General features: G+C 64.9%; 26 protein-coding genes. 17 read left to right on the forward strand and 9 right to left on the reverse strand.

Annotated features, from left to right (window positions below):
- Positions 1–2: 2 nt before the first annotated feature.
- Together BLQ85_RS11970 and BLQ85_RS11975 are read right to left on the reverse strand one after the other, a co-directional pair.
- Entirely contained in the window at positions 3–521 is a 519-nt protein-coding gene (locus BLQ85_RS11970) for a DUF2242 domain-containing protein (protein WP_139200957.1), read from the reverse strand.
- A 126-nt stretch (positions 522–647) separates the two neighbouring features.
- A complete protein-coding gene (locus BLQ85_RS11975; RefSeq protein WP_074577250.1) occupies positions 648–1,025 on the reverse strand; it encodes an RcnB family protein in 378 nt (125 codons plus the stop codon).
- A 181-nt stretch (positions 1,026–1,206) separates the two neighbouring features.
- Between BLQ85_RS11975 and trxC the strand changes: the two genes are divergently transcribed.
- The gene (gene trxC / locus BLQ85_RS11980; protein WP_074577252.1) at positions 1,207–1,644 is read left to right on the forward strand and encodes a thioredoxin TrxC; all 438 of its coding nucleotides are present in this window, start codon (positions 1,207–1,209) and stop codon (positions 1,642–1,644) included.
- 55 nt (positions 1,645–1,699) lie between these two features.
- Positions 1,700–3,040, forward strand: a complete 1,341-nt coding sequence (locus BLQ85_RS11985; RefSeq protein ID WP_074577254.1) for a TAXI family TRAP transporter solute-binding subunit — start codon at positions 1,700–1,702, stop codon at positions 3,038–3,040.
- A 16-nt stretch (positions 3,041–3,056) separates the two neighbouring features.
- Here BLQ85_RS11985 and BLQ85_RS11990 read toward each other — a convergent pair whose 3' ends face one another.
- Positions 3,057–3,863 carry an oxygen-binding di-iron domain-containing protein gene (locus BLQ85_RS11990; RefSeq protein ID WP_074577256.1) on the reverse strand — a complete coding sequence of 269 codons (807 nt, stop codon included), beginning with the start codon at positions 3,861–3,863 and terminating at the stop codon, positions 3,057–3,059.
- Between the two features lie 125 nt (positions 3,864–3,988).
- Here BLQ85_RS11990 and BLQ85_RS11995 point away from each other — a divergent pair, with 125 nt between their 5' ends.
- Positions 3,989–4,648 (forward strand): GDSL-type esterase/lipase family protein, encoded by a 660-nt coding sequence (locus tag BLQ85_RS11995; RefSeq protein ID WP_074577258.1) that lies wholly within the window; start codon positions 3,989–3,991, stop codon positions 4,646–4,648.
- A gap of 229 nt (positions 4,649–4,877) precedes the next feature.
- Here BLQ85_RS11995 and BLQ85_RS12000 read toward each other — a convergent pair whose 3' ends face one another.
- From BLQ85_RS12000 to ylqF, 3 genes are all read right to left on the reverse strand, one after another.
- The gene (locus BLQ85_RS12000; protein ID WP_074577261.1) at positions 4,878–5,492 is read right to left on the reverse strand and encodes a hypothetical protein; all 615 of its coding nucleotides are present in this window, start codon (positions 5,490–5,492) and stop codon (positions 4,878–4,880) included.
- 243 nt (positions 5,493–5,735) lie between these two features.
- Entirely contained in the window at positions 5,736–6,362 is a 627-nt protein-coding gene (locus BLQ85_RS12005; protein WP_074577263.1) for a hemerythrin domain-containing protein, read from the reverse strand.
- Between the two features lie 62 nt (positions 6,363–6,424).
- Positions 6,425–7,393, reverse strand: coding sequence for a ribosome biogenesis GTPase YlqF (ylqF, locus tag BLQ85_RS12010; RefSeq protein WP_074577266.1), 969 nt, complete (start codon positions 7,391–7,393; stop codon positions 6,425–6,427).
- A gap of 343 nt (positions 7,394–7,736) precedes the next feature.
- On the opposite strand from ylqF, the gene BLQ85_RS12015 reads away from it, so the two are divergent.
- On the forward strand, positions 7,737–8,402 hold the full coding sequence (locus BLQ85_RS12015; protein WP_074577268.1) for a response regulator transcription factor: 666 nt from the start codon (positions 7,737–7,739) through the stop codon (positions 8,400–8,402).
- Positions 8,399–9,811, forward strand: coding sequence for an ATP-binding protein (locus BLQ85_RS12020; RefSeq protein WP_074577271.1), 1,413 nt, complete (start codon positions 8,399–8,401; stop codon positions 9,809–9,811). The genes BLQ85_RS12015 and BLQ85_RS12020 overlap by 4 nt, the downstream gene beginning before the upstream one ends.
- Positions 9,812–9,982: 171 nt before the next feature.
- Here the strand turns inward: BLQ85_RS12020 and BLQ85_RS12025 are convergent, their stop codons facing one another.
- Complete coding sequence (locus BLQ85_RS12025; RefSeq protein ID WP_074577274.1) at positions 9,983–10,825, reverse strand: MipA/OmpV family protein; 843 nt, start codon at positions 10,823–10,825, stop codon at positions 9,983–9,985.
- Between the two features lie 226 nt (positions 10,826–11,051).
- Between BLQ85_RS12025 and BLQ85_RS12030 the strand changes: the two genes are divergently transcribed.
- The 3 genes from BLQ85_RS12030 (at position 11,052) to BLQ85_RS12045 (ending at position 13,081) form a co-directional block, all read left to right on the forward strand.
- Complete coding sequence (locus BLQ85_RS12030) at positions 11,052–11,327, forward strand: hypothetical protein (protein ID WP_074577276.1); 276 nt, start codon at positions 11,052–11,054, stop codon at positions 11,325–11,327.
- A 20-nt stretch (positions 11,328–11,347) separates the two neighbouring features.
- Complete coding sequence (locus tag BLQ85_RS12035) at positions 11,348–11,554, forward strand: oxidoreductase-like domain-containing protein (RefSeq protein WP_074577279.1); 207 nt, start codon at positions 11,348–11,350, stop codon at positions 11,552–11,554.
- A 450-nt stretch (positions 11,555–12,004) separates the two neighbouring features.
- Positions 12,005–13,081 (forward strand): acyltransferase family protein, encoded by a 1,077-nt coding sequence (locus tag BLQ85_RS12045; protein WP_083336838.1) that lies wholly within the window; start codon positions 12,005–12,007, stop codon positions 13,079–13,081.
- A gap of 305 nt (positions 13,082–13,386) precedes the next feature.
- On the opposite strand, the gene gshA is transcribed toward BLQ85_RS12045, so the two are convergent.
- Positions 13,387–14,958 carry a glutamate--cysteine ligase gene (gshA, locus tag BLQ85_RS12050; RefSeq protein ID WP_074577283.1) on the reverse strand — a complete coding sequence of 524 codons (1,572 nt, stop codon included), beginning with the start codon at positions 14,956–14,958 and terminating at the stop codon, positions 13,387–13,389.
- A gap of 357 nt (positions 14,959–15,315) precedes the next feature.
- Between gshA and BLQ85_RS12055 the strand changes: the two genes are divergently transcribed.
- The 3 genes from BLQ85_RS12055 to BLQ85_RS12065 all read left to right on the forward strand — a co-directional run bounded on the left by BLQ85_RS12055 (position 15,316) and on the right by BLQ85_RS12065 (position 18,326).
- Complete coding sequence (locus BLQ85_RS12055; protein ID WP_074577285.1) at positions 15,316–16,089, forward strand: hypothetical protein; 774 nt, start codon at positions 15,316–15,318, stop codon at positions 16,087–16,089.
- 206 nt (positions 16,090–16,295) lie between these two features.
- Positions 16,296–16,988, forward strand: coding sequence for a GspH/FimT family pseudopilin (locus BLQ85_RS12060; protein WP_074577288.1), 693 nt, complete (start codon positions 16,296–16,298; stop codon positions 16,986–16,988).
- A gap of 48 nt (positions 16,989–17,036) precedes the next feature.
- A complete protein-coding gene (locus BLQ85_RS12065; protein ID WP_074577290.1) occupies positions 17,037–18,326 on the forward strand; it encodes an MFS transporter in 1,290 nt (429 codons plus the stop codon).
- Between the two features lie 9 nt (positions 18,327–18,335).
- On the opposite strand, the gene BLQ85_RS12070 is transcribed toward BLQ85_RS12065, so the two are convergent.
- On the reverse strand, positions 18,336–18,998 hold the full coding sequence (locus BLQ85_RS12070; protein ID WP_074577292.1) for an alpha/beta hydrolase: 663 nt from the start codon (positions 18,996–18,998) through the stop codon (positions 18,336–18,338).
- A gap of 240 nt (positions 18,999–19,238) precedes the next feature.
- Between BLQ85_RS12070 and BLQ85_RS12075 the strand changes: the two genes are divergently transcribed.
- From BLQ85_RS12075 to BLQ85_RS12100, 6 genes are all read left to right on the forward strand, one after another.
- Positions 19,239–19,691, forward strand: a complete 453-nt coding sequence (locus tag BLQ85_RS12075) for a hypothetical protein (protein WP_074577294.1) — start codon at positions 19,239–19,241, stop codon at positions 19,689–19,691.
- 26 nt (positions 19,692–19,717) lie between these two features.
- On the forward strand, positions 19,718–20,326 hold the full coding sequence (gene petA / locus BLQ85_RS12080) for a ubiquinol-cytochrome c reductase iron-sulfur subunit (RefSeq protein WP_074577296.1): 609 nt from the start codon (positions 19,718–19,720) through the stop codon (positions 20,324–20,326).
- Positions 20,327–20,411: 85 nt separating this feature from the next.
- Positions 20,412–20,648, forward strand: a complete 237-nt coding sequence (locus BLQ85_RS12085) for a hypothetical protein (protein ID WP_074577298.1) — start codon at positions 20,412–20,414, stop codon at positions 20,646–20,648.
- 70 nt (positions 20,649–20,718) lie between these two features.
- Complete coding sequence (locus BLQ85_RS12090) at positions 20,719–21,591, forward strand: PhzF family phenazine biosynthesis protein (RefSeq protein ID WP_074577300.1); 873 nt, start codon at positions 20,719–20,721, stop codon at positions 21,589–21,591.
- Between the two features lie 122 nt (positions 21,592–21,713).
- Positions 21,714–22,169, forward strand: a complete 456-nt coding sequence (locus BLQ85_RS12095; RefSeq protein WP_074577303.1) for a DUF4864 domain-containing protein — start codon at positions 21,714–21,716, stop codon at positions 22,167–22,169.
- 215 nt (positions 22,170–22,384) lie between these two features.
- Positions 22,385–23,440, forward strand: coding sequence for a class I SAM-dependent methyltransferase (locus BLQ85_RS12100; protein WP_074577305.1), 1,056 nt, complete (start codon positions 22,385–22,387; stop codon positions 23,438–23,440).
- The last annotated feature ends 32 nt before the right edge of the window (positions 23,441–23,472 follow it).

A 23,472-nucleotide genomic window follows, 5' to 3' on the forward strand; every position in this document is an offset into this window, starting at 1 on the left:
GCCTACTGGCTGAGCGGCAAATCGTCCACCGTGGCCAGGTAGCGGCTGACCAGCTCAAAAAAGCTGTCATAAAACGCGTCCGAGGAAATCGTGACGCTGCCGACCTTGACCATGGAGTCGTTGCTCGACGAGAAAGGCAGGGACACTGAACCTATGGCGCCCACACCCAGGCTGGCGGAGTTGTTGCTCTTTTTGAGCTGGTAGCTGTCCTGCAGCGCGGTGACAAAACCCAGGCTGATCTTGCCGTCGGCGCTCTCGGGCGCGCAGACCACGCGTATCACCATCTGCAGATGCGCCTCGGCCTCGGGCTGGAAGCTCTTCTGCCCTTCGACCAGGTCGACCCTGGCGGTGTTGATGATGTAGCCCTGGCTCAGCAGCGCGCGGCGCGCGGCCTCGCAGGTCTGCTCGGGCCTGGCGTCGAAAAGCCGCGAATAGGTGGCGGTGGAGCCAAACTTTTCCTGCAGCGGGAAGGACTTGACGGTGCTGACGCAGGCCGTGAGCAGGCAGGCAAGGCCGAGCATTCCCACAAGCAGGGCTGCACGCGGAAAAGCCTGGCGATGCATCTGTGGCGGTTTCAAATTCAGTACGCTCCTTGCAACTTGAAACAGGGCCGGACACCGGCCCTCTTGCTTTAGTTTAGCGGCCTGTCACTGGCCCAGGTAGATCTGGAAAATGATCCCGGTGTTATTGGCAACCAGCACATAGTCGCCGCCGGTTTGCACCCAGTGGTAGCCGGGCGGCGGCGCGCTCAGGCGGTGGCCGCGCCAGTCGTCCACCCAGTAGCCGCGGTCGCGGTACTGCATGGGCAGGCGGCCGCCGCGGTAGAAATTGTGGTCGGGGCCCGCTCCGCGCCCGCCGGCCTGCGCGTGCGGCGGCGGGCCGTGGCGGTGGTGCTTGTCGGCTTTTTTGCCGTGCCCATGGCCACCTTTGTTACCGTGGTCATCGCCATGGTCCTTGGCCATCGCAAGCCCGCCGAAGGCGAGAGAGGCCGCGGCCAGGGCGGCCATCCAGGTTCTGGTTTTCATGGAGATCCTTCGTTGGTGAAGCTTGATTGTTCTCCCGCGAAAGGCCGTCCCGCGTAGGCGAAGCACCCGTCTTGAGGCACAGCTTCTCAGCCTTTACCCGCTGTTTGCCATGGTTTTTCCCGGGTGTGGGCCGGCAGGCGCGACGCTTGAAATGCCATACGCCCATCCCCAATTGCAGGAAATGTCCGACCCACTTCATATCGTCTGCCCCCACTGCCACACCACCAACCGCGTGCGCAAGGACCAGCTGGCCAGCGACCCGAACTGCGGCAGCTGTAAAAAAGCGCTGTTTGTGGCCCATTCGGCCGCGCTCGACGAAGCGGCTTTTGACAAACACATCAGCCGCAACCAGATCCCGGTGCTGGTCGATTTCTGGGCGCCCTGGTGCGGCCCCTGCCGGCAGATGGCACCGGCCTACGAACAGGCCGCCGCGCAGCTGGAGCCGCGGGTGCGCGTGGCCAAGGTGGATACCGAGGCCGTGCCCAAGCTGGGCGCGCGCTTTAACATCCGCAGCATTCCCACGCTGGCGCTGTTCCAGGACGGCCGCGAGGTGGCGCGCCAGTCGGGCGCGATGGGGGCGGCGGATATTGTGCGGTGGGTAAAGGCGAATCTGCGCTAAGCCTGGGCTAGCCCTTCGCCCTTGCGGCATGCGGTCTGTTGGTTAGACTGCACCCATGCTGATCATCCCCTCGCTGAGCCGCAAGCAAACCTTTCTGATCGCCGTCGCCATCATCGCGGGGCTGGCGGTCATCCTCTCGATGTTCTCGCGCTCGCTGCTGCCGGCGCCGCCGCGGCAGGTCGAGATGACGACGGGCGCGGTGGATGGCGCGGCGCACCAGTTCGCGCTCAAGTACCAAAGCTATTTGAACGCCAACGGCGTGACTCTGGAGCTCATGCCTTCCACGGGCGCGGTGCAAAACCTGGAGCGCCTCAATGCGGGAACGCCCGTGGGTTTTGTGCAGGGCGGGCTGGGCCTGCTGCAGCTGGATTCGCAGGAGCCGGAGTCGAGCACGCCGCTGCGTTCGCTGGGCGTGGTGGGTTACGAGCCGGTCTGGATGTTCGCCTCGCCGGCGCTGGCCAAAACCCTGGGCAAGGGACTGGGCCCGCTGGCAGGCAAAAAGATCGCCATCGGCGTGGAAGGCAGCGGCACACGCAAGGTGTCGCTCGAGTTGTTGCAAACCTACGGCGTCACGCCGGCCAATGCCACGCTGGGCACGGGCGGCGGGGTGGCCGCGGCCAAGGCGCTGCTGGCGCGCGAGATCGACGCGCTTTTCCTGATAGGCGCGCCGCAAACACCGGCGGTGCAGATGCTGCTGGGCAAACAGGATGAGGCCCACCTGGTGTCGATTGAACACGCCGAGGGGCTGACGCGGCGCCTGCCCTACCTGTCGCTGGTCACGCTCAAGGCCGGCTCGGTGGACCCGGCGCAGGACCGACCGCGCCAGGACATCACCTTGCTGACGACCACGGCCAACCTGGTGATCCACAAGGACCTGCACCCGGCCCTGGCCTATCTGCTGCTGGAGGCCGCGCGCGAGGTGCACCGGGGCCCCACGCTGCTGAACAAGCCTGGCGAGTTCCCGAACCCGCGGGCCACGGAGTTTCCGCTGGCAGACGAGGCGGCGCGCTATTACAAGGACGGCCGGCCGTTTTTGCAGCGCTACCTGCCCTACTGGGCGGCGAACGCCTTGCAGCGCCTGCTGCTGGTACTGCTGCCGCTGGTGGCGATCGCGATACCGGTGTTTCGCATCGTGCCCAGGCTGTTTGAGTTCAAGGAAAAGAACCGGCTCTACCGCCGCTACGGCGCGCTGCTGGAGATGGAGCGCGACGTGACTTCACGCCGGCTCAATGCCGCGGAGATTGCCGAGGCCACCGCCAGGCTGGACAAGATAGAACACGATGTGAGCCACATGAAGTTCGCGCTGGATTTTTCGGACCGGGTCTATACGCTGCGCCAGCATGTGGACTATGTGCGCCGCCAGTTGCAGGCACATGGTGAGCCCCCGCCGGCATAACGGCAGGCGTTTTCCGCTAGGCCGTGCTCACCACGCGCTCCGGCACCGGGATGGCCGCGGTCGGTAACTGGTAGTGCCTGTCGTCGAACAGGTCTATGCCGCACATCAGCGATTCGGCCCAATCGAAGAACTGGCCTATGGCCGGGCCCTCCAGCGGCGCGCCGTGCTGCGGCACCAGCATGCGGATGTCGAGCTGCCGCGCCATGCGCACCCACAGGCGCAGCACCTTGTTGGACACCATGTAGCGGCGGTGAAAGCCCTCCATCAGGCGCAAATGCCCTTTGAGGTCGCTCACCGGCACCTGGGCGTCGCGCCCCGAGGTCATGGAAACACCCAGGTCGCCCGTGAAAAGAATGCGGCTGACGGGGTCGTAGAAATGGAAGTTGCCTTCGGAGTGCAGGAAGTGGGCGGGCAGCAGCCACAGCTCGTTGCGGCCCAGCGGCAGGCGTCCGCCGCCGTCGGCCACGCCGATCACGCGCTGGTCGGTCTTGCCCACCTTGGTGAAGTGCGGCACAAAGCGCTCCCACACGCGCGAGATCACCAACTGCGCCGGCGTGGAGGTCAGCCAGCGGTCCAGCGAGGCAATGATGTCGGGGTCGGCATGCGAGGCGATGATGTAGGACAGCTTTTGCGGGCTGAAGTGGCGCGACATGCCGAGGAAAAGCTCATTGAAGGCCAGGTTGCCGCCCGGGTCTATCACGGCGCCGGTGCCGTTGTCGACGATGAGAAACTGGTTGGCCTGCACGGCCTGGTTGTCCTCTTCGACGAGGTCGGTGAACATCAGGCAGGCGTGGCGGCTGTCGCGGTAGAGTTCAATAGGCATAAGAAGGCCGGCGCAACGCCGCGTTGGGAAAACCCCGGACTTTAAAAGGCCTGGGCGTCTGCACGCTTGATGCAGGTCAAGCGCTGGCAGAATCCATTGACGACCGCCGCACCAGGAACCAAGCCATGCCGACCTCCCCTACTCCCCTGCTCCAACGCCGGCTGCTGCTGGCCGGCATGGCCTCGGCGCTCGTGCTGGCGGCCGGCTGCTCCAAAAAAGCCAAACCGCAGGGCAAGACCCTGCCCAAGGAAGCCGTGCTGCTGTGCCTGGGCGATTCTTTGACCTTTGGCTACGGCGCCGCGGTAGGCACCGGCTACCCGCAACAGCTGGAGCAACTGACCGGCTACGTGACCAAGAACGCCGGCGTCAACGGCGACACGGCCGAGGGCGCGCTGGCGCGCCTGCCCGGTTTGCTGCAAGAGAACGCGCCCGGCCTGGTGTTGATATCCATAGGCGGCAATGACTTTTTACGCGGCCTGCCGCTGGAGCGCACACGCGCCGCACTCAAAAGCCTGGTGCAGACGGCAGCCGCCAGCGCCCAGGTGGTGCTGATCGCCCAGCCCAAACCGGTCTTCCTGGCAGCCGCCACAAACTCGCTGAGCGACCACGAGGTGTATGCCGAAGTCGCGAAGGAAACCGGCACGCCGCTGTACAGCGGCGGCTGGTCCTATGTGCTGTCGCGCAGCGAGCTGCGGTCGGACCAGATTCATGCGAATGCCGAGGGGTATAAGGTTTTTGCCGAACGCTTGGCGGCGTGGTTACGGGATATGAAGTTTTTGGCCTAAGGTTCTGGGCCGGGTCTTGCTCCGGCTGGCGCGCTCTGCCTCCTCCTTCCTCTTCTTAGTTCAGTTGGCCGGGTCTCGCCCCGGCGGGCGACTTACTTTTCTTTGCTTCGCCAAAGAAAAGTAAGCAAAAGAAAAGTGAGTTGCCGCCGGGCAACCCCCGGCCAGCAAGCCTATGCAAAGGCCACAGGCGCGAAAGGCCGGAGCAAGACCCGGCCTCTTCTAAAGGCGCCTAGCCGCGCCCCCGGCGATCATTACGCATCATCCGCTCCACCTGGTCGCGCAAAGTCGCCAGCTCATTGCGCAGCTGGCGGCGTTCCTGCCTGGTCACCACGCCGTCGGACTTGAAATTGGCTTCATGGCGTTCAATCATGCGTTCACGGCCGTGCAGCCTGCGCGCCTCGCGCTCGCTGATTCGCCCGGTGCGCACGCCTTCGTCAATGCGCTGGCTGATGTTGAACTGGCTGTTGTCCACGCCGGGGGTTCCCTGGTTGGAGCCCGGCTGGCCGACGACCACGTTGTTGGCGATCTTGCGTTCGACTTCAGCGCGCAGTCCTTCCAGGTCGGCCCGCAGTTGCTGGCGCTCCTGCGGCGTGGCATTGCCGTCGGACTTGTAGCGGTTCTCGCGCATGGAAATGTCGCGGTCGCGCGCGTACAGTTCCTGCGCCTCGGACGGCGTGATGCGGCCGGCCTGCATGCCTTGCTGGATGCGCGCGCTGATGGCCTGCTGCGTGTTGTCAATGCCCGGGGTGTTGGTGCTTTGCGCCATGGCCGCGGTCGGGGCCAAGCCCAGGCCGGCCAGCAAGGCGCTCGCCAATAAAGAGGCGGTCAACAGTTTTGATGTCATGGGGTTCTCCTGCTTTCTGGGTGGAATGACCAGCAACCCGGAGGGCTGCTTGCGGTGGCCGAAGTGCCATCCCAGGGTCGGGCAAGCGGCTCTCGGAGCTGCTCTGCTGAACCGCTGCTTTTCAAGGCTGTTGTGTGATCCAGTGCATAAAGTGTTCACCCGCGCGGGAGGTCGCCGTGTAAGGCAAACGGACGTTCAGCCGGTACGAATGTCGCGTCCGCGAGCGCAGCCGGCCAGTCGGCCTCAGGCGTCACCCAGCCCTATGGGCGCCGGCGCCTCCATGACGATGCGCGAAAACAACCTGTCATACACCGGGTCCACCCCATGCCGGCCGCCTAGCGGGTCGCGATTTTCCAGGAAGGCCGCGTCCAGCTCCTTCCAGTCCGCCTCACTGAGCACCTTTTCCGCCTCCGGCAGGATGACCGACTCTTCCAGCCGCATGTGTTCGAGGTAAAAGTCCACATAACGTTTGCAGTGCAGCTCAAAGGCGGATTTGCGCGGCTCGCCCAGCAGTTCCCAGGCCAGCAGCAGGTGCTGCAGTTCGCGCACGGCTTTTTCGCCGTTCATGTGGTCGCGCTCGAGCCGCTCCACGACGGGCATGACTCCAGGCGCCAGGCGCACCACGCGCGGAAACAGCAGGTTCGATTCTTTGGGGTGGTGCAGGCGCTCGGGAAACTCGTCGATGTAAAACAGCATGGCCCGCAGCACGTCAAAAAACTTCTGCGCATGGTCGCCCGGGCCGCGCGCCACCATCATGGGCATGGAGCGCAGCATGGCGGAAAGGGATGCGTGCTCATCGAGGATGACTTGCACGCTGGCATGTTTATGAATGGCGGCCTCCGGTGGGTGAGGGGTAATGCCGCCAAGCATGCCATCAGGCGCCGGCGCAGGCCTTGACGAAGATCAAGCCCGGCGCATACCGCCGGTGAATCTCAGGATTCGCCGGGTTCGCGGTTTTTTTCGGGGCGCGGGATTTTCTTGAACTTGATGAGCCGGTTGGTCTCTATCTTGTCTTTTTTCACTTGCCGCTCGGCATCCAGCAAACGTCCCGCCGCCAGCCATTCGGCGAATTCGGCAGGCGTCTCCAGCGTGATGCGGCCCAGGGTGGCGGCGCGGAATTCGTGGATCACGATTTCGGCGGCTTTTTGCAGGTTGACGCGGCCCTTGGCCAGCACCGCGCCGCGCTTGCGGCCTATCGCCTCGAGCAATTGCTCGTCGGTGATGCCGGGCGCCACTTCCACCTTATAGCGCGCCTCCAGCAGGCCGGGGTAGTGCTTGATCAGGTAGTCGAGCAGCTCCAGCCCGACTTCTTCCTCGTCAAAGGCATTGCGGCCTATGGCGCCGCTGGCGGCCAGGTTGTAGCCGCTCTTGGCGACGATGATGCGCGGCCACAGCATGCCGGGCGTGTCCCACAAATAGAAACCGTCGGCCAGCACCAGGCGCTGCTCGACCTTGGTGATGCCGGCCTCGTCGCCGGTCTTGGTGGCGCGCTTGCCGGTCAGGGTGTTGATCAGCGTGGACTTGCCGACGTTGGGAATGCCGCAGATCAGCACACGCATGGGCTTGACCATGCTGCCGCGCGTGGGTGCCAGCGCGTGGCAGGCGTCTATGAGGCGACGCGCGGGCGTGGTTTCGCTGGCGTCCAGCTCGATGGCGCGGGTGTTGGGCAGGCTGTTGTAATGCTCCAGCCACAGCGGGGTGCGCGCGGGGTCGGCCAGGTCGCGCTTGTTGAGCACCTTGAGCGCGGGCTTGCCGCTGGTGAGTTCGGCCAGCATGGGATTGGCGCTGGAGCCGGGCAGGCGCGCGTCCAGCAGCTCAATGACCACATCAATTTCCTTGATGCGCTCTTGAATGGCTTTTTTGGTCAGATGCATGTGACCGGGAAACCACTGGATGGCCATCGGGATGTTTCTTTCTTGCTTGCTTGCTTGCGGGTTCAGGGCCAGGGGCCTCCAGGCCCCTGCAATCCCCCAATTGTCGCCGCTACGGTCCCAGGGGCCGCCGTGCCGCAAAATAGGCGGCCTCCACCCCTCCATTTAAAAATCAGTGGGGGCCGCGGGACTGGCTTTGCCAGACCGCAGGCGCCGCCCCCTCGAGGGGGGAACAGGCTACACGCAGTGAGCCTGGACGGGGGTGCTTGTTAATAATTGCTTAATGGCTCCCCGGCACGATAGCTGCATGGGACAAGCGGGCCGGGGACAACCAGGCCAGCTATAACAACAGCGACCGAAAGAGGCTATTCCTGTGCACCTGCTGCTGGTAGAAGACGACACCATGCTGGCCGAAGCGGTGTGCGACGCCGCGCGCCAGATTGCCTGGACGGTGGACCATGTGGGCGACGCCCACTCCGCGAGGCTGGCGCTGGTCGACCATGTCTACGAGGCGGTGCTGCTGGACCTGGGCCTGCCGGGCGATTCGGGGCTGACGGTGCTGCGGGCCCTGCGCGGGCGCTACGACGTGACGCCGGTGCTGATCCTGACGGCACGCGGCCAGCTCAGCGAGCGCATCCAGGGGCTGGACGCGGGCGCCGACGATTACCTCGTGAAACCCTTCCAGGTCGACGAACTCTGGGCGCGGGTGCGCGCCGTGATGCGCCGCAGCCAGGGCAAGGTGGTGCCGGTGCACACCTATGGCGACATCAGCCTGGACCGCAGCAAACGCGCCGTCACACGCGCCGGCGTGCGCGTGGCCCTGAGCGCGCATGAATACCGCACCCTGCTGGCGCTGCTGGAGCGGCCCGGCCATGTGGTCACGCGCGACCACCTGGAGGACGTGGTCTACGGCAACACCACGGCCATCGAGAGCAACACCATCGCGGTGTTCATCCACCAGTTGCGGCGCAAGCTGGGTGAGCACCTGATCACCACGGTGCACGGCCAGGGTTACATGATCGGCGAGGCCAAGCCGTGAGTTGCCGGTTCGTCAGGTCGCTCAAGGGCCGCGTGCTGCTGGTGCTGGGCATCACCCTCACGCTGTGCTGGGCCGGTGCGCTCGCCGTGCTGCTGGTGTACACCGTGCGAGGCCAGAGCAGCCTCTGGGACAGCAAGCTGCAGGCCATAGGCACCAAGATCCTGATGGCCATCCCCAGCGGCGCGACGCTGAAACCCTCTTTCGGCCAAAGCCTGAAATTGCGCGATGAGACCATTCCGCGCGACGTCAACCTGACCTTCCAGGTGTGGACGGAGCGCAAGAACCTGATCGTGCGGGCGCCGGATTCGCCGCGCGTCCCGCTGCTGCCCTCCTTCATCGACGGCTTTACCAGCGCCACCGTCAACGGCGAGCGCTGGCGCATCTTCTCGGTGTCCGACAGCACCGGCGAGGTCAGCGTGCAAGTGGCCATGCGCCACAGCGTGATCGACCAGGAAATAAGCCACAAGATCTTCGCGATGCTGGCCTTTACGACGCTGCTGCTGACCGTGGCGGGTCTGCTGATGTGGTTCGCGGTGGGCAAATCGCTGCGCCCGCTGACCACGCTGGAGGCGGCCGTGCGCAGCCGCCGCAAGTTTGACCTCACGCCGCTGCCGGTGGCGCAACTGCCGACCGAGATCCGGCCGCTGGTCGAGTCCTTCAACCATCTGCTGGACCAGCTGGACCAGGCCATGCAGGGCGAGCGGCGTTTTATCGGCGACGCGGCCCATGAGCTGCGCACGCCCCTGTCGGCGCTGCAGGCGCAGGCCCAGGTGGCCTTGCGCGCCACCACGCTGGAGGGCAAGGACGCGGCTTTGGTCAAGCTGCTGGCCGTGGCCGAACGCAGCACACGCCTGTCGGACCAGCTGCTGGACCTGGCGCGCATGGACGCGGGCGTGCACGTGCCGCAAAAAAGCCTGGCCGACCTCAGCGAGCTGATCCTGCACGTGAGCCAGGAATTCGACATGCAGGCGCAGCAGCAGCGCCGCGCCATCATCCTGGCGCTCACGCCCTGCCCCATCGAATGCGACGTCGACGAAATCGGCATCCTGCTGCGCAACCTGCTGGACAACGCGCTGCGCTACACCAGCGAGGGCGGGCGCGTGAAGCTCAGCTGCGGCTACCGCAGCGATGACGGCCGGGAGCGGGTCTGCCTGGAGGTGGCCGACGACGGCCCGGGCGTGCCCGAGTCCGAGCATGAAGCGATCTTTCGCCGTTTCCACCGTGCCGCGGGCAATGGCGGGCGCGGCAGCGGCATAGGCCTGTCGCTGGTGGCCGGCATCGCGCAGTTGCACGAGGCCGCCATAGCGACCGGGACCGGCCTGGACGGCAAGGGCTTTAGCGTGCGGGTGCTGTTTCCGCTGCCGGCCGGGGGAGCGGCGCAGGTGGCTCAGCCGGCTCAACCGGGGTAGGCGCGGTGCCTGCGCAGCCAGCTTAAGGCATGGATCCAGCCGCGCCAGGCGGCTTTCTTCATCAGATAGAGGGGGTCGGCTTGCATGTTGGGTAACTCCTTCATGTGAGGGCCACCAGAACTTGAGGTGCGGGGCCGCGGCCCGGTAGGGCCCCGCACAAGCTGGCTGGGCTTAGAAGCGATACAGATAGCCGACGCGCACGCCGCTCTGGCTGGAGCGGTCGACCAGCGGGCTGTCCTTGATGCTGGAACCGAGTTTGATGGTGCTCAGGTCCAGGAACAGGCTCTGCCGCGGCGCGATGGCATAGCCCACACGCAGCCCGGCTTCCAGGTTGACGGCCGAACCGCCCTGGTAAAAGGGCCGGCCGGCGCGCACCTCGGCGGCGTTCACGCCGTAGTAATAAGAGACGTATTTGTCGTCCAGCCGGGTCGCGGCCAGGCGCGGCGTGATGTCGAAGCTGCCCGCCTGGAAGCGGCGGTCCACCATCAGCCTGAGCTTGCTGCCCTTGCTGTTGCCCGAGGCATCACCGAGCAATTCGGCCGAGAGGTTGGCGATGTCGCTGCGCCAGATGGCGGCGCCGCCCAGCCAGATACCGTCCTTGCGCTCATCCATGCCGGCCAGGAAAGGCGAGTCCGAGGCTTCGTAGCCGTCCATCGAATAGCGCGCGCGCAGGCGGAAAGACACCGGGCCGGCCGAGGGCAGTTTCAGATCGAGGCCCAGGCCGGCGACGCTGATCCATTTGTTCTCATAGCTGAGCAGCGGGAGCAGCCGGGTCTTGTTGTCAAAGTCGCGGTAGGGCTTGCGCTCCATGCCGACACCCAGGCCCAGGCCCCAGGAGGATTCGCCTTCGGCCTGCTCGGGCTTGGGCTGGGCGGCGGCCGGTTGCTGCGCCAGGGCCGCGAACAGGAACAGCGAAAACAGCGGCAGCGAGGCCTTGGCCGCTGCCGCGCCCGGGCTGGCGGGCGACGGTTTCGCGGCGGGTTTGGCGGCAGGACGCGATGGGCGAGATGTCATCTTCAGGTTCTCCAGGTGGTTAAGCTGGAGCGGATGATGCCGACGCGAATTTAAGGACTTCTTAGCGGTATTAAGAAATCATTAAGGGTGGCCGGGCTCGCCGCCTACCCCCCGGGGCGCGATGGAGGACAATCGGGGTATCGCAGCTGCGGGCCCACCGGGACGCGGCAACGCACACCAGGGCCGCGAGCAAGCCGCCCCGCCACCCCACCTACCGAGTCCTCCCATGCCCTTACCCGCCGCACCTGAACAGAAACCCGTGGTTCCCGCCCGCCGCCAGGCGGCCGCCGACCTCAAGGCCAACAACGAGGTGCTGATCAAAGGCATTCTCTGCACGCTGATAGGTCTGGGCGTGCTGGTCTCGCCCTACTTCATCACCTCGCCGGGCATGCAGGGCATCGTCGCCAAATCCTCGCTGGTAGGCTGGTTCGCGCTGGTGCTGGGCTGTGCCTTTATCGGCCTGTATCTGCGCCGGCGGATGGCGACGCCCGTCAAGGCCTGACACCGCGCTTTCCCGGGCCCATGCCGGACAACACCGACCGCGACGCCGCGCTGGCGATGTTTGCTGCTATACAGCAGCGCGCGGCTGCTGCCGGCATCACGCTGCGGCAACCGCCTGCCGAACCCGACAGTTGCTGCGGCCGCGGCTGCAACGGCTGCGTGTGGGAAGGCTGGTATGAGGCGGTGGACTACTGGCGCGAAGAGGCTTTGCTGAAGCTGGGCGGCTAAACAGCCCGGCCGAGCAAGGCGTTCTTCAAGGCCCCATCAGCGGGCTGCGGCCCCAGCCACATGCGCAGCATCGCGTTGAAGGGTTCGGGCTGGCTGAAGCGGTCACCCTGCGGCCGGCGTTGGCGCTGACGGCCGTGCCCAGGCCGGGCGTAAAAAGTCCGCCGTCGGCTTCCAATGCAGGAACACCTGGCGAGGCCAAGAGTGTGCCATTGGAACCCAGGCCGACGGTGTTTTTCCGGCGCCGGTGGCCAAGCCCATGTTGAATGCGGTGAGGGCAGAATGGAAAAAGGTGTTCCCTGGGCTGGTCAAATTGACATCGCTTGCTTCGCGCCTGAAGCGAATCTTGATGTGATCAACACAATGCGCAGGAAACCTGAAAGCACCTCCGGGCGCTAACGCTATCATGCGAACCTGCGGAAGTTTAAAAAAATACAGCTACAAGGTGATCAGATGGGAGGGCTTCGTCTTTTACTGGCACTCATGGTGGTAATCCAACACCTTGAGTTCCGGCTGCCATTGTTTGACCCGCGATTCGCGGTGCAGATGTTCTTCCTGATCTCTGGTTTTTATATGGCCATGGTCTGGAATGAACGTTACCGTCACTATAAAAGTCCCGTGCGTTCGTTCTATGTATCTAGAGCACTACGAATCTATCCCGTCTATTTCATTGTCCTGCTAGCGACGATTCCGATCGCATGGTATGGCCTCATCCAAGGCTATGAATCCCCTTTATTTGCCCCCATAGATGCACCTTTGACCGGATGGGCGTGGATTCTTGTTTATGCCCCTCAAATCACATTGTTTGGGATGGATTTGCAGGGTTTTGCACACCGACTTGCTGATGGGACTTTGCAACTCACCAGTAATGTCCGTAACCACCCCTTGCCTTGGATTGTCCACTATCAGTTTGTCCCACAAGCCTGGACACTGGCCTGCGAACTCACTTTCTATCTAATTGTCCCGTTCGCCATCCTCCGTTGGAAAGTAGCCGCTGGATTATTTTTCTTGTCTATTTTGTCGCGGGCAATCTTCTGGGCTTACAGCTCACCGCAAGAGACATTGGGCACGGCCTTTTTTCCATTCGAGCTTGCACTTTTTTTAGCTGGATCGCTGTCTTACACCATCTGGACCCATTTAAAGGAAAAAGTACTGAAAGCGTTCAGTTCCAGACTTTCGGTAGCGCTGGTGGCCATGTCTCCGGTTTTGATGGCTCTATCTTTCAATGTCATTCACAACAAGTTGGGCGAAGCCGCGTATTGGGTTTGCTACGCGTATGCGGCCCTGACCATCCCTCTGCTGTTTGAGTGGTCGAAGCATGCGGCACTTGACAAGCAATTTGGCGAGCTCTCTTTCCCTGTCTACATCTCCCATTTTCTGGTGATTGATGCTCTTTTGTCGGTTGGGATTGACCGCCCCCCCATACAGGTTTTGCTTTTCACTTTCCTGCTCAGTATTTTGCTTGCTGCGATCCAAAGGAAGATCGATGCTTATCGCACATCGTTAAATCGAAAAGCGGCAGTTCTTTGAAATGGCACTGCATACCAATAAATCATCCATTCAGACTCGCGATGTAAAAGCATAGCGGTGCAACCATCAAAACAATCGTGTATATCGCCGCCATGCTGGCCGGAGTTTGTGCATTTTTGCTATGCATCCAACCGCAGGGAGCCAATGACTTCTGGCTGCGGGCAAAGTGGGCGAGTTGATCGTTAAAAATCACACAATCCCCGCCACAGTACTGCTTGCCGCGCGGGAGCTTGGTTAGCACTCGTAGCGGTCCTCTTCTGCCGCGCTATCGTGATCTGCGGCGGCGCTGACCGCACCCCGAAGAATCAGATGGCCACGGCCTCGCGGCCCGGCATGCCCAGGCGCTCGGCCGAGACATACTGCTGGCGGTAAATCTCGAAGGGCATGGTGTCCGAGGCTTCGATTTTCTTTTGCGCCTGGATGGACTCCTCGGTCAGCGCGGCAAAGTGCGCAAGCTCGTCCGCGCCCAGGGGCAGCGCCTGCAGCAGGGCCTGGGTTTTCTGGGACTGCGCACGCGCGAACCCGACGAAAGAGTTGCCGTGTTCGCCGGCCATGGCCGCCAGCACACGGGCCGAGGGCAAGGTAGACGGGTCGAGCAAGGCGGCGCTGGCGGCCGTCAGCGTATCGCTGTATTGCGTGCCGCCGTGCGCGGCGTCCAGCGCGGCGGCGATGGGCGCGCATTGCGCCAGCACCTCGGCGCCCCAGCCGGTCAACAGGACCTCCTGCCCGCCGCGCTTGAGCTTGAGGCCGGGCTCGCGGCCGCGCGCCGCGGTCTGGTGCTGGTTGTGCTTGAGTTCGGCAATTTCCTGCGGCGTGTCGTTCGGGCTGTCGCTGAGCAGGCAGTGCAGCAAAAACACGTCGAGAAAGCGCATGGTCTGCGCATTGATGCCGACCGGCTCGAAAGGATCCAGGTCCATCAGGCGAACCTCGATGTACTCGACGCCGCGTTCGCGCAGCGCGTGCAGCGGGCGCTCGCCGGGGTAGATCACGCGCTTGGGGCGTATGGTGCCGTAGAACTCGTTTTCGATCTGCAGCAGCGTGGTGGCCAGCTGGTTGTAGTCGCCGCCGGGGTTGCGGATGCCGACCGCCTCGTAAGCCGGGTAAGGCCGGGTCAGCGCGTCCTGCAGCGAAGCGCCGTAGCCGTCCAGGCTGTTGTAGCTCACGGCCAGCGAGGCTTGCGCATCGCTCTGGTAGCCCAGGCGCCCCATGCGCAGCGAAGTGCCATGGGGCATGTACATGGTGCTGCCGCTCAGGGTCTGCAGCTCATGCTGGCGGCCCTCGACAAAGCTCGAACACACGGCGGGCGAGGCGCCGAACAGGTAAAGCAGCAAAAACGCCTGGCGGCGGAAGTTGCGGATCAGCGCGAAGTACTGCTCGCTGCTCACATCGGGCAGCGACCAGTTGTAGTGGATGCCCGAGATCGTCTGCATGCGCCGGCCGTAGCGGTGCGACAGGCCCATGCGGTAGACGCTTTTGGCGCGCCCCACATTGGACGAGCCGAAACGCGCGATGGGAATGGTTTCGTCGGTCGGCAGGCCGCAGGGCATGCTGGAGACCCAGAGCATTTCGTCGCCCAGCGCTTTCATGGTGCGGTAGGTGAACTGGTGCAGCCGCGTAAGCTCCTGCAGCGCGGCTTCGGGATTTTTGTGCGCGCCCGTAACCAGTTCCACCTGTGATTCGCTGAAGTCGGTGGTGATGGTCGGGTGTGTGAGGGCCGAACCCAGGGCGGCGGGATGCGGCGTCAAGGCCAGGCCGCCGCCGGGCTGGGCGCGCAGGCTTTCCTTTTCGATGCCGCGGCGCATGCCCTTGAGCCGGTCCGGGGTCAGCGCTTTCAGGCGGCCCTGTAGCGCGCCCGCGGGCGCCTGCAACTTGGTCATATCGTCATTCCCCCAGGTTCTTGAAACTGGCTGGAAGTTATCACAGCCCGCCGCTTTGCGCTGGTGCGGGCGGGCTTGCCAGCACAGGCCGGGTGGGGTCTGGCGGCCCGGCCGGCAGGCCGGCCGGATTTCGGACAGGCACATGCGTTTGCGGCACAAATACACACTTTAGCCATTTGAATGTGGAAAGCGAGCGACGCGGCCAAGCCTGGCTGTTGAAACTTCCTTGACTTGTCGGTCAAGCTGGACGACGATAAAAAACATTCAGTAACACCTGTGTTTCAGATCACAAACCTCCAAAAATCTTTGATTCTTCAGGGGGAAATTCTCCTGAAACTGCGATGAGCGCGCGCCAAAATGAAAAAATTGATAAATACGCTGTTTGGTGGATCACGCCATGGGAATGCAGCCAAACACACACCCGCCTCGAGTCGGGACAACCCGCTGACCATCGAGGACGGCTCGGATAACGCCACGCGCCGCCAGCTGGTGCAGGTGCTGCTGCGCGATGCGCTGCGCAAATACGGTATACCGCCGCGCTGGATCGACTGCCAGATGCTGCTGGTGAACAGCCGCAGCAAGGGCCAGGGCATGTATGTGCGCCTGGTGGTGCGCGAATGGGATGAGCGCCTGATGGACTATGCCTACGCCTTCCAGAACGCGCTCATGGTCGAGATCACCCGCTTTGAACCCCAGGCCACCCATTGGCTGCACGGCATTTCATGGCAGTTGGACATCGCGGACACCTGCCCCTACCGCAGCATGCCCGACAAATCCTACTGGGCCGACCCGGTCGCCGCCAAGCCCGCTCCCCGCGTGGCGCCGCCGCGTGCCGGCCAGCCCCTGATCCAGCCCGTCGCCGCGGCCAGTGCGCCGATGAGCGCGGCCGCCGCGGCAGCCGCCGCCGCACCCATACTCGCGTCGCTGGCCCAGGCCCAGCCGCCGCAAACGCCGCAGACGCCGCAAGCGGAACAGGCCGCGCTGGTCGCGGCCGCACCCACGGCTGCCGACAACGATGCCATGAAAGACCTGGAGCGGCTGTTTCGCATCCGCGACCAGGAACTGGGCATACGGGCTGAAGGCAACCCCGCGCCGGTCGGCTACGAAGCCACCCGGCCGTCGCCGCTGTAAGGTCGCCGGGCGGCCGGGCCGCTCCTGATAAAAATACGGCCGCCACATCCTGTGGCCGCCCGCGCGAAGGCGCCCTCACTTCGCGCCGCATGACATCGCGCACGATTTCCAGCAATCAAAGTCCGGCAGCGGACAATTGACCCTCGCCGACACGGCGGCCTCCAGTACGGTCCGGATGTTCCTTCCAAACATCCGGATCAGCCGCCATGAATTTGCAGCACCAGGCTGCGGCCGCCCCTGCCGCGGCCGGGCCCAAGCGCCTCGACAACACCCCCTCAAAAACCACTCCACCGGCCGGCGCATGCCGTCTTTCAGTCCGCCCGCGGCCGCGCGGGATCACCTTGATCGAACTGCTGGTGGCCCTGGCCATCATCGCGATTGTTGCGGGCTTCGCGATTCCCTCCTTTCTGGGACTGGTCGCGAGCACCCGTGTCTCCTGGACCATCAACGCCTTTGTGACGGACGCCCGCTATGCCCGCGGCGAAGCCATGCGGCGCGGAAGAACCGTCACCATCTGCCGAAGCGCCGACCCGGCGGCAAACCCGCCCAAATGCTCCAGCGGCAACGGCGCGGCCGTCGGCGGCTGGCGCGAGGGCTGGATTGTTTTTACCGACGAGGACGGGGACGGCGCCTTCGACAGCGGCACCGATACCGTGGTGCGCGTCCAGGACGCCTTCGCGAACACCGGGAGTTTTCTGGCGGTCAACAACGCGGGCAGTCCCGTCAACAATCGCAACCACATCAGCTTTGACGCCAACGGCCGCGCCGTGGGCCTGCAAAGCCGCTGGCTGGTGCAGGCGGCAGGTGCCCTCGCCAGCAACAGCAGCTACACCCGCACCCTGTGCATGAACATGGTGGGCCGGGTGCGCGTGCAGGCGGGCGAGGCCTCCTGCGCCTAGCCCACCGCTTCCCTGCAGCATGCTGGCGGCTGGTGTACGCTTGGGCTGATGAGCCCTCCGCCCGCAACCACCGCTCCCATACAACCCCACCCCCAGGATTCCTCGTCACTTGTTGACTCGCGTTACGCCGTGATGCGGCTGATGGTCACGCTGGCCCTGATGACGGTCGGCGCCTGCGGCATGTATGGGGTGGCCGTGGTGCTGCCGGCAGTGCAGGCCGACTTTGGCGTCACGCGCGCCGATGCCTCCATTCCCTATACCTTGCTGATGATAGGTTTCGGGGTGGGCGGCGTGATGATGGGCCGGCTGGCCGACCGCTTCGGCGTGATGGTGCCGCTGCTGATAGGCGCGACGGGCCTGGGCCTGGGCTTCGCGCTGGCGGCCATGGCCGGCAACATATGGATGTTCTCGCTGGCGCACGGCCTGCTGATCGGCTTTCTCGGGTCGGCCGCCACCTTCGCGCCGCTGCTGGCCGATACCTCGCTGTGGTTTGTGCGCCGGCGCGGTTTTGCCGTGGCGGTGTGCGCCAGCGGCAACTACGTGGGCGGCGCGATCTGGCCGCCCATCGTGCAGCATTTTGTGGAAAGCGTGGGCTGGCGGCAGACCTACCTGGGCCTGGGCATTTTCAGCTTTGTGGCCATGGCCGGGCTGGCCCTGCTGATGCGCAAGCGCCCGCCGGTGGCCGTGGCGTCCAGCGTGGGCAGCAGCGGCCTGCCGGCCACCGCCAGCAGCATGCCTTTCGGCTTGAGCCCGGGCGCGGCGCAAACCCTGCTGTGCGTGGCCAGCGTGGCCTGCTGCGTGGCCATGGCCATGCCGCAGGTGCACATCGTGTCTTATTGCACCGACCTGGGCTACGGCGCGGCACGCGGCGCCGAAATGCTGTCGCTGATGCTGGCCTGCGGCGTGGTGAGCCGCCTGGTGTCGGGCGCCATCTGCGACCGCATAGGCGGGCTGCGCACGCTGATACTGGGCTCTGTGCTGCAGGGCATCGCGCTGCTGCTGTTTTTGCCCTTTGACGGGCTGGTGTCGCTGTATGTCATCGCCGCGCTGTTCGGCCTGTTCCAGGGCGGCCTCGTGCCGGCTTACGCCATCATCGTGCGCGAATACTTCGAGCCCGCCGAGGCCGGCGCGCGCGTGGGCACGGTCATCATGGCGTCGTTGCTGGGCATGGCGCTGGGCGGCTGGATGTCGGGCAAGGTGTTTGACCTGACCGGCTCCTACCACGCGGCTTTTATCAACGGCGTGGCCTGGAACCTGCTGAACTTCAGCATCGCGTTTTTCCTGCTGTGGCGCGTGCGGCGCATGGCGCGCGATGCGCGGGTGGCCCAGCCGGCCTGAGCCACTGCCTTAGGCCAGGACTTTTAGCAGCCACTTCTCGAGGTCGACGATTTCCTGCGGGCACACCGAGTGCTCCATCGGGTACTCATGCCACTCGACCGGATAGCCCATGGCCGTGAGCGCATCGCGCGTGGCGCTGGCGCGCGGCAGCACGACCACGCCGTCATATGTGCCATGGGCCAGGAAGATGGGCACATCCCGGTTGGCGGCGCTGCGCTCGGCCGCGGTCTTGTCGGCCAGCGGCAAATAACCCGACAGCCCCGCGATGCCGGCCAGCCGCTCCCCGTGGCGCAGGCCCGTCATCAGCGCCATGGCGCAGCCCTGTGAGAAACCCGCGACCACGATGCGGCTGGCGGGAATGCCGCGCGATGTTTCATGGGCGATCAGCGCCTCAATGTCGGCCTGCGACTTGCGCAGCCCGGCCTCGTCCTGCCGGCTCACCAGGTCGGCGCCCAGCAGGTCGTACCAGGCCGGCATGACGTAGCCGCCGTTGATGGTCACGGGAATCGAGGGCGCGCTGGGGAACAGGAAACGCACAGGGCCCACGCTGGAAAGGTTGAGCTGCTCGGCGATCGGCACGAAGTCGCGCCCGTCCGCCCCCAGGCCGTGCATGATGAGGATGGTGGCGACAGGGTTGTCGCCCGTCTGGGCTTCAAGGACTTCGAGTGGCATGGGGTAATGGATCCAGGTGGTTCAAGTGACAGCTGCCGGGAATTTTAGGCGCGTCCGCCCGCCTGCCCTTTTTTCGTTTAAGTCCAGCCTAAGCTGACCCGCGAACAATGGTTTCCAGCAGCGGGGAACATCCGGTGAGCAAAGCCTGCTACGGTGTGATGACCCGCCCGCCTGAAACAGTGCCCAGGCAGCACACTGCGACCATTTGCTGCCCCTCTTTGCGAAAAGGAGCATGTTGAAATGAAAGCCCTCACCCTGAAGGCCGCCTCGGCGGCCCTGCTCGCCGCGCTGGTGGCGGGCGGCGCGCTCGCCCAGGCTCGTGCGCCCCTGCCGGCTGTGCATCGCAGCGGCCCGGTTGAATACCTGAGCGGCGGCATAGGCGCCGACGAATCCGCAGCCATCCAGAGCGCCAGCAGGCAGTGGCCGCTGGCGCTTGAATTCGCCATCAAGGACAGGCAGCGCGCCGACTTCGCCGCCGACGTGAAGGTGCGCATACGAGATGCCCGGGGTGATGAAGTTCTTCAGGCCACCTCGGAAGGCCCCTTCCTGCTGGCCAGGCTGGCGCCGGGCAGCTATGCCGTGGAGGCCACGCTGGCCGGCCAGACCCTGAGCAGGAAAGTGAATGTGAAAGCGGAGCAATCCTCCAGGGAAATGTTCCTGTGGGGTGCGGACGCGGATAAAACCCGGCCCTGACCTGGGCCGCCCAACAAAGCCAAACCATGCTGACCGTCACCGAGCTGGTTCACGCGATTGACGAAGGAACCCTGCAGGACGCCGACAGGCGAAGCCTGCTGGCGGCCGCAACCGGCATTGCCGCCGGCGCCGGCCTGCTGGCCGCCGCCTATCCTTTTGCCGCCAGCCTGGCACCCTCTGAAGCGGCACGCGCCGAGGGCGGCCCGGTGCTTGCGGATATTTCCACGCTGGCGACGGGAGAACTGCGCACAGTGGCCTGGCGCGGCAAGCCCGTCTGGCTGATGCGCCGCAGCGATGAGATGGTGCGCGCGCTGCAACAAGCCAACCCGGTATTGGCGGATCCCGAGTCCAAGCGCTCCGAACAACCCAAATCCTGCGCCAACGCGACCCGTTCCGAGCGACCGCAGATCCTGGTGGCGGTGGGGGTGTGCACCCACCTGGGCTGCTCGCCGACCCTGCGCCTGGACGACAGCGCCCTCAATGCCGAGTTGCATGCGCCCGGCGGATTTTTTTGCCCCTGCCACGGTTCCCGCTTCGACCTGGCCGGCCGCGTGGTGAAAAACGTGCCGGCCCCGACCAACCTGGAGATTCCACCCTACCGCTTCATCGACGATTCGCAGCTGCAGATCGGCTAGCTGCCGCGGGCAATTGCCCTTGTGAGCGGCCCGTCGGCTTGCTAGTATTTCCCGTCAGCATTTTCTGACGCAGGTGGAGATTCCCATGAAGCTCATCATTGCCGCCGTGGCGCTAGCCACATCCTCACTGGCTTTGGCCCACAACTGCCCCAACGAGATGAAGGCCATAGACGCCAAACTGATGACCAGCCCCAAGCTGTCGCCCGCCGACATGAGCAAGGTCAAAGAGTTGCGCGCCGATGGCGAAAAATTCCACAAGGAAGGCAAACACGACGACTCGATGAAGGCGCTGGGCAGCGCCAAGAAGATTCTTGGCATCTAAGAACCTGTTCTTGGCCCCGCGATAATTCCCCTGCAGGCCGCCGTCACGCGCGGCCTCCAGGAGAAACAGCATGACTTCCTTGACAGGCCTGGGCTACTACCAGGTCGATGTGTTCACCCATGAAGCGCTGGCCGGCAACGGCCTGTCGGTCTTCCTGCCCGAGAGCCCGCTGCCGGCGCGCACCATGCAGCGCCTGACGGTGGAGATGCGGCAGTTCGAGAGCATTTTCCTCACGCCCGCCGGCCCCGGCCATCGCTTTGAGGCGCGCATCTTCACGATGGAGGAAGAACTCGATTTCGCGGGCCACCCGCTGCTGGGCGCGGCCGGCCTGCTGCACCACCTGCATGCCGCCGGGCAAGCATCCGCCGACTGGACCCTGATGCTGGGCACGCGCGCGGTCGCGCTGTCCACCACGCGGCTGGAAGGCGCGGCGGCCACCTACGACGCCCGCATGAACCAGGGCAAGGCCACGCTGCAGCCGCCGCTGGGCCGCGCCGAAAGCCAGGCCTTTCTGGCGGCGCTCAACCTCGACGCTTCCCAGCTGGATATCCGCTTTCCGCTGCAGGTGGTGTCGACCGGCCTGCCCTACCTGCTGGTGCCCGCGGCGGGCGGCCTGGACCGCGCGCGCGTCGTGCACCCGGCCTTCGAAGCGCTGCTGGCCACGGTAGGCGCCAAGTTTGCCTACGTGTTCGACGTCGCGGCGCGCGAAGGCCGCACCTGGGACAACGCCGGGCTGGTGGAAGACATCGCGACCGGCAGCGCGGCCGGCCCCGTGGGCGCCTATTTGATGCAACATGGCGCGGCCGCCGCCGGCGAGCTCATTACCCTGAAGCAGGGGCGCTTTGTCGGACGCCCCAGCAAGATCATGGTGCAGGCCGACGCGGCCGGCGACATCATGGTCAGCGGCGGCGTCGTGGTGCTGGCGCGCGGCGAACTGTTTTAGCGCCGCGCATCCGCAACGCCACCGGCCGCGTACCCGCTGCAAGGCTGCTTGCGGCATGATGCGGCAAGGCGCTTGGTTTTTGGCTGGCAGCCGCGCGCACCGGCGGCAACAGAGGAGGCAACATGAAGACGCATTCACACCCGGCCCCGGCGCAATGGCGCCGCCTGCTGGCCGCCTTCATGGCGGCAGTGCTGCTGTGCGGCATGGCCCATGCCGACCCGCTGGCGCCCGCCGACGAAAAAGGCGTGCGCGCCGCCGTGGAGGGGCAGCTTGCGGCCTTCGCCAAAGATGACGCGGCCAAGGCGTTTTCGTTTGCCGCGCCCAATGTTCGCAAAACGCTGGGAACGGCCCAGGCCTTCATGGCCATGGTGCGACGCGATTACCCGGTGGTGTACCGCCCGGCCTCGGTCGCCTTCCTCAAACCCGACGGCAAGGACGACCAGGCGGTCCAGCGCGTGCAGATGGCCGACAGCAGCGGCGTTTCGTGGCTCGCGGTTTACAGCCTGGAACGGCAAAGCAACAAAGCGTGGCGCATCACGGGCTGCGTGGTGGTCGAAAACAGGGGCCGCATGGCCTGAGGCAGGGGCGCCCGCTGCGCGCCGCTCCCCCCGCTCCGGGGGAAAGTCGCGGCTAGGCCTTGTCAGCCAACGCCGCCGCGCGCAAAGAAACCGGCGCACGGGCAGCGGCCTCAAGGCAGGAAGCCGATACATGGATTACAGCGGGTTACCGCGCGCACGCCACCAGCGGCTAAGGTGACTGGTACTGCTGCCTTGCGGCGCTTCGGAACCCACCCATGAACATGATGCCTGCCAGCCCTTCGCTGGAATTCCCGCGCCTGCCGGTTGAACCGGCGTCCCCATCCCGCAGGCAAGACCTGCCGGCGCCGCGCCAGGCGCGCGCGTTTGGAGGCGCCACGCTGCCGCGCGAATCGTCCTTGAAGACCAGGGCCTGCTGCCCTGCCTGCCTTTCAAGCTCGCTGGCCGTGGTCTACCAGGAGCCCTACACCGGCCCCGGCATGCAGGCCTATCTGGCAAGGCACTATGAGGGCCATGCGTCCAGGACGGCCGAAGCGGGTGTCTATACCCTCGCGCGCTGCGAGGACTGCGGCATGGTCTTCCAGCAGCAGGTGCCCGACGACGCCTTGCTGGGCGAGATCTACAACGACTGGGTGCCCGGCACCGAGCTGGAGCGCGAACACCGCAACTACAGCCTGGACGAATATCGCTACCTCGCGGAACAGGTGCAGTTCATCATCCAGCACTTCGGCCTGCCGCCCGGCGAGCTCGATGCGCTGGACTTCGGTTTTGGCTGGGCACACTGGTCCAAGATGGCCATGGGCTTCGGCTGCAATGTGTGGGGCGTGGAGCTTTCCAAGGAGCGCGCCGAGTATGGAAGATCCGTAGGCTTGCGCGTCGTCGGCCTGGACGACCTGCCGCCCAGGCGCTTTCGCTTCATCAACACCGAGCAAGTCTTCGAACACCTGACCGAACCCCGGCAGGTACTCGAAAAACTGCGCGACGCGCTGTCGGGCGACGGCGTCATCAAGATCAGCGTGCCCAATGCGGCGGCCGCGCTGAAAAAAATCGGCCGGGGAAAAAATTTCGGCACGCTGTCTCCCGGTGAGCAGATGCCGATTGCCCCGCTGGAGCACATCAATGCCTTCAGCCACGACTCGCTGGTCGCCTTCGGAAAAGAGTTTGGCCTCAAGCCGCTGCGGCCCAGCCTTTACCGGCTGTACAACAGCGCCTCGGGCCTGCTGCAGGCCAGGAACCTGGCACGCGCGATTGCCAGGCCGGTGTACCGGCATATTTTTCCGCGCACCACCTTTGTGTACTTTGTGCGGGCCTAGGCCTGCTTGAGCGGCGAACAGCTCGCGTGCCG

The organism is Polaromonas sp. JS666, from assembly GCF_900103405.1.
In the GTDB taxonomy this organism is placed as follows: domain Bacteria; phylum Pseudomonadota; class Gammaproteobacteria; order Burkholderiales; family Burkholderiaceae_C; genus Polaromonas.

Excerpts from the sequence above, each read along its gene's own strand:
- BLQ85_RS12070 (WP_074577292.1), bottom strand. The coding sequence starts at position 18,998 with ATGCCACTCGAAGTCCTTGAAGCCCAGACGGGCGACAACCCTGTCGCC.
- BLQ85_RS11990 (WP_074577256.1), bottom strand. The coding sequence starts at position 3,863 with ATGCCTATTGAACTCTACCGCGACAGCCGCCACGCCTGCCTGATGTTC.
- BLQ85_RS11995 (WP_074577258.1), top strand. The coding sequence starts at position 3,989 with ATGCCGACCTCCCCTACTCCCCTGCTCCAACGCCGGCTGCTGCTGGCC.
- BLQ85_RS11985 (WP_074577254.1), top strand. The coding sequence starts at position 1,700 with ATGCTGATCATCCCCTCGCTGAGCCGCAAGCAAACCTTTCTGATCGCC.
- BLQ85_RS11975 (WP_074577250.1), bottom strand. The coding sequence starts at position 1,025 with ATGAAAACCAGAACCTGGATGGCCGCCCTGGCCGCGGCCTCTCTCGCC.
- BLQ85_RS12055 (WP_074577285.1), top strand. The coding sequence starts at position 15,316 with ATGAAAAAATTGATAAATACGCTGTTTGGTGGATCACGCCATGGGAAT.
- BLQ85_RS12090 (WP_074577300.1), top strand. The coding sequence starts at position 20,719 with ATGACTTCCTTGACAGGCCTGGGCTACTACCAGGTCGATGTGTTCACC.
- gshA (WP_074577283.1), bottom strand. The coding sequence starts at position 14,958 with ATGACCAAGTTGCAGGCGCCCGCGGGCGCGCTACAGGGCCGCCTGAAA.
- BLQ85_RS12060 (WP_074577288.1), top strand. The coding sequence starts at position 16,296 with ATGAATTTGCAGCACCAGGCTGCGGCCGCCCCTGCCGCGGCCGGGCCC.
- BLQ85_RS12065 (WP_074577290.1), top strand. The coding sequence starts at position 17,037 with ATGAGCCCTCCGCCCGCAACCACCGCTCCCATACAACCCCACCCCCAG.
- petA (WP_074577296.1), top strand. The coding sequence starts at position 19,718 with ATGCTGACCGTCACCGAGCTGGTTCACGCGATTGACGAAGGAACCCTG.
- BLQ85_RS11970 (WP_139200957.1), bottom strand. The coding sequence starts at position 521 with ATGCTCGGCCTTGCCTGCCTGCTCACGGCCTGCGTCAGCACCGTCAAG.
- BLQ85_RS12025 (WP_074577274.1), bottom strand. The coding sequence starts at position 10,825 with ATGACATCTCGCCCATCGCGTCCTGCCGCCAAACCCGCCGCGAAACCG.
- BLQ85_RS12045 (WP_083336838.1), top strand. The coding sequence starts at position 12,005 with ATGGGAGGGCTTCGTCTTTTACTGGCACTCATGGTGGTAATCCAACAC.
- BLQ85_RS12075 (WP_074577294.1), top strand. The coding sequence starts at position 19,239 with ATGAAAGCCCTCACCCTGAAGGCCGCCTCGGCGGCCCTGCTCGCCGCG.
- BLQ85_RS12030 (WP_074577276.1), top strand. The coding sequence starts at position 11,052 with ATGCCCTTACCCGCCGCACCTGAACAGAAACCCGTGGTTCCCGCCCGC.
- ylqF (WP_074577266.1), bottom strand. The coding sequence starts at position 7,393 with ATGGCCATCCAGTGGTTTCCCGGTCACATGCATCTGACCAAAAAAGCC.
- BLQ85_RS12085 (WP_074577298.1), top strand. The coding sequence starts at position 20,412 with ATGAAGCTCATCATTGCCGCCGTGGCGCTAGCCACATCCTCACTGGCT.
- BLQ85_RS12100 (WP_074577305.1), top strand. The coding sequence starts at position 22,385 with ATGAACATGATGCCTGCCAGCCCTTCGCTGGAATTCCCGCGCCTGCCG.
- BLQ85_RS12095 (WP_074577303.1), top strand. The coding sequence starts at position 21,714 with ATGAAGACGCATTCACACCCGGCCCCGGCGCAATGGCGCCGCCTGCTG.
- BLQ85_RS12000 (WP_074577261.1), bottom strand. The coding sequence starts at position 5,492 with ATGACATCAAAACTGTTGACCGCCTCTTTATTGGCGAGCGCCTTGCTG.
- BLQ85_RS12005 (WP_074577263.1), bottom strand. The coding sequence starts at position 6,362 with ATGCTTGGCGGCATTACCCCTCACCCACCGGAGGCCGCCATTCATAAA.
- BLQ85_RS12035 (WP_074577279.1), top strand. The coding sequence starts at position 11,348 with ATGCCGGACAACACCGACCGCGACGCCGCGCTGGCGATGTTTGCTGCT.
- trxC (WP_074577252.1), top strand. The coding sequence starts at position 1,207 with ATGTCCGACCCACTTCATATCGTCTGCCCCCACTGCCACACCACCAAC.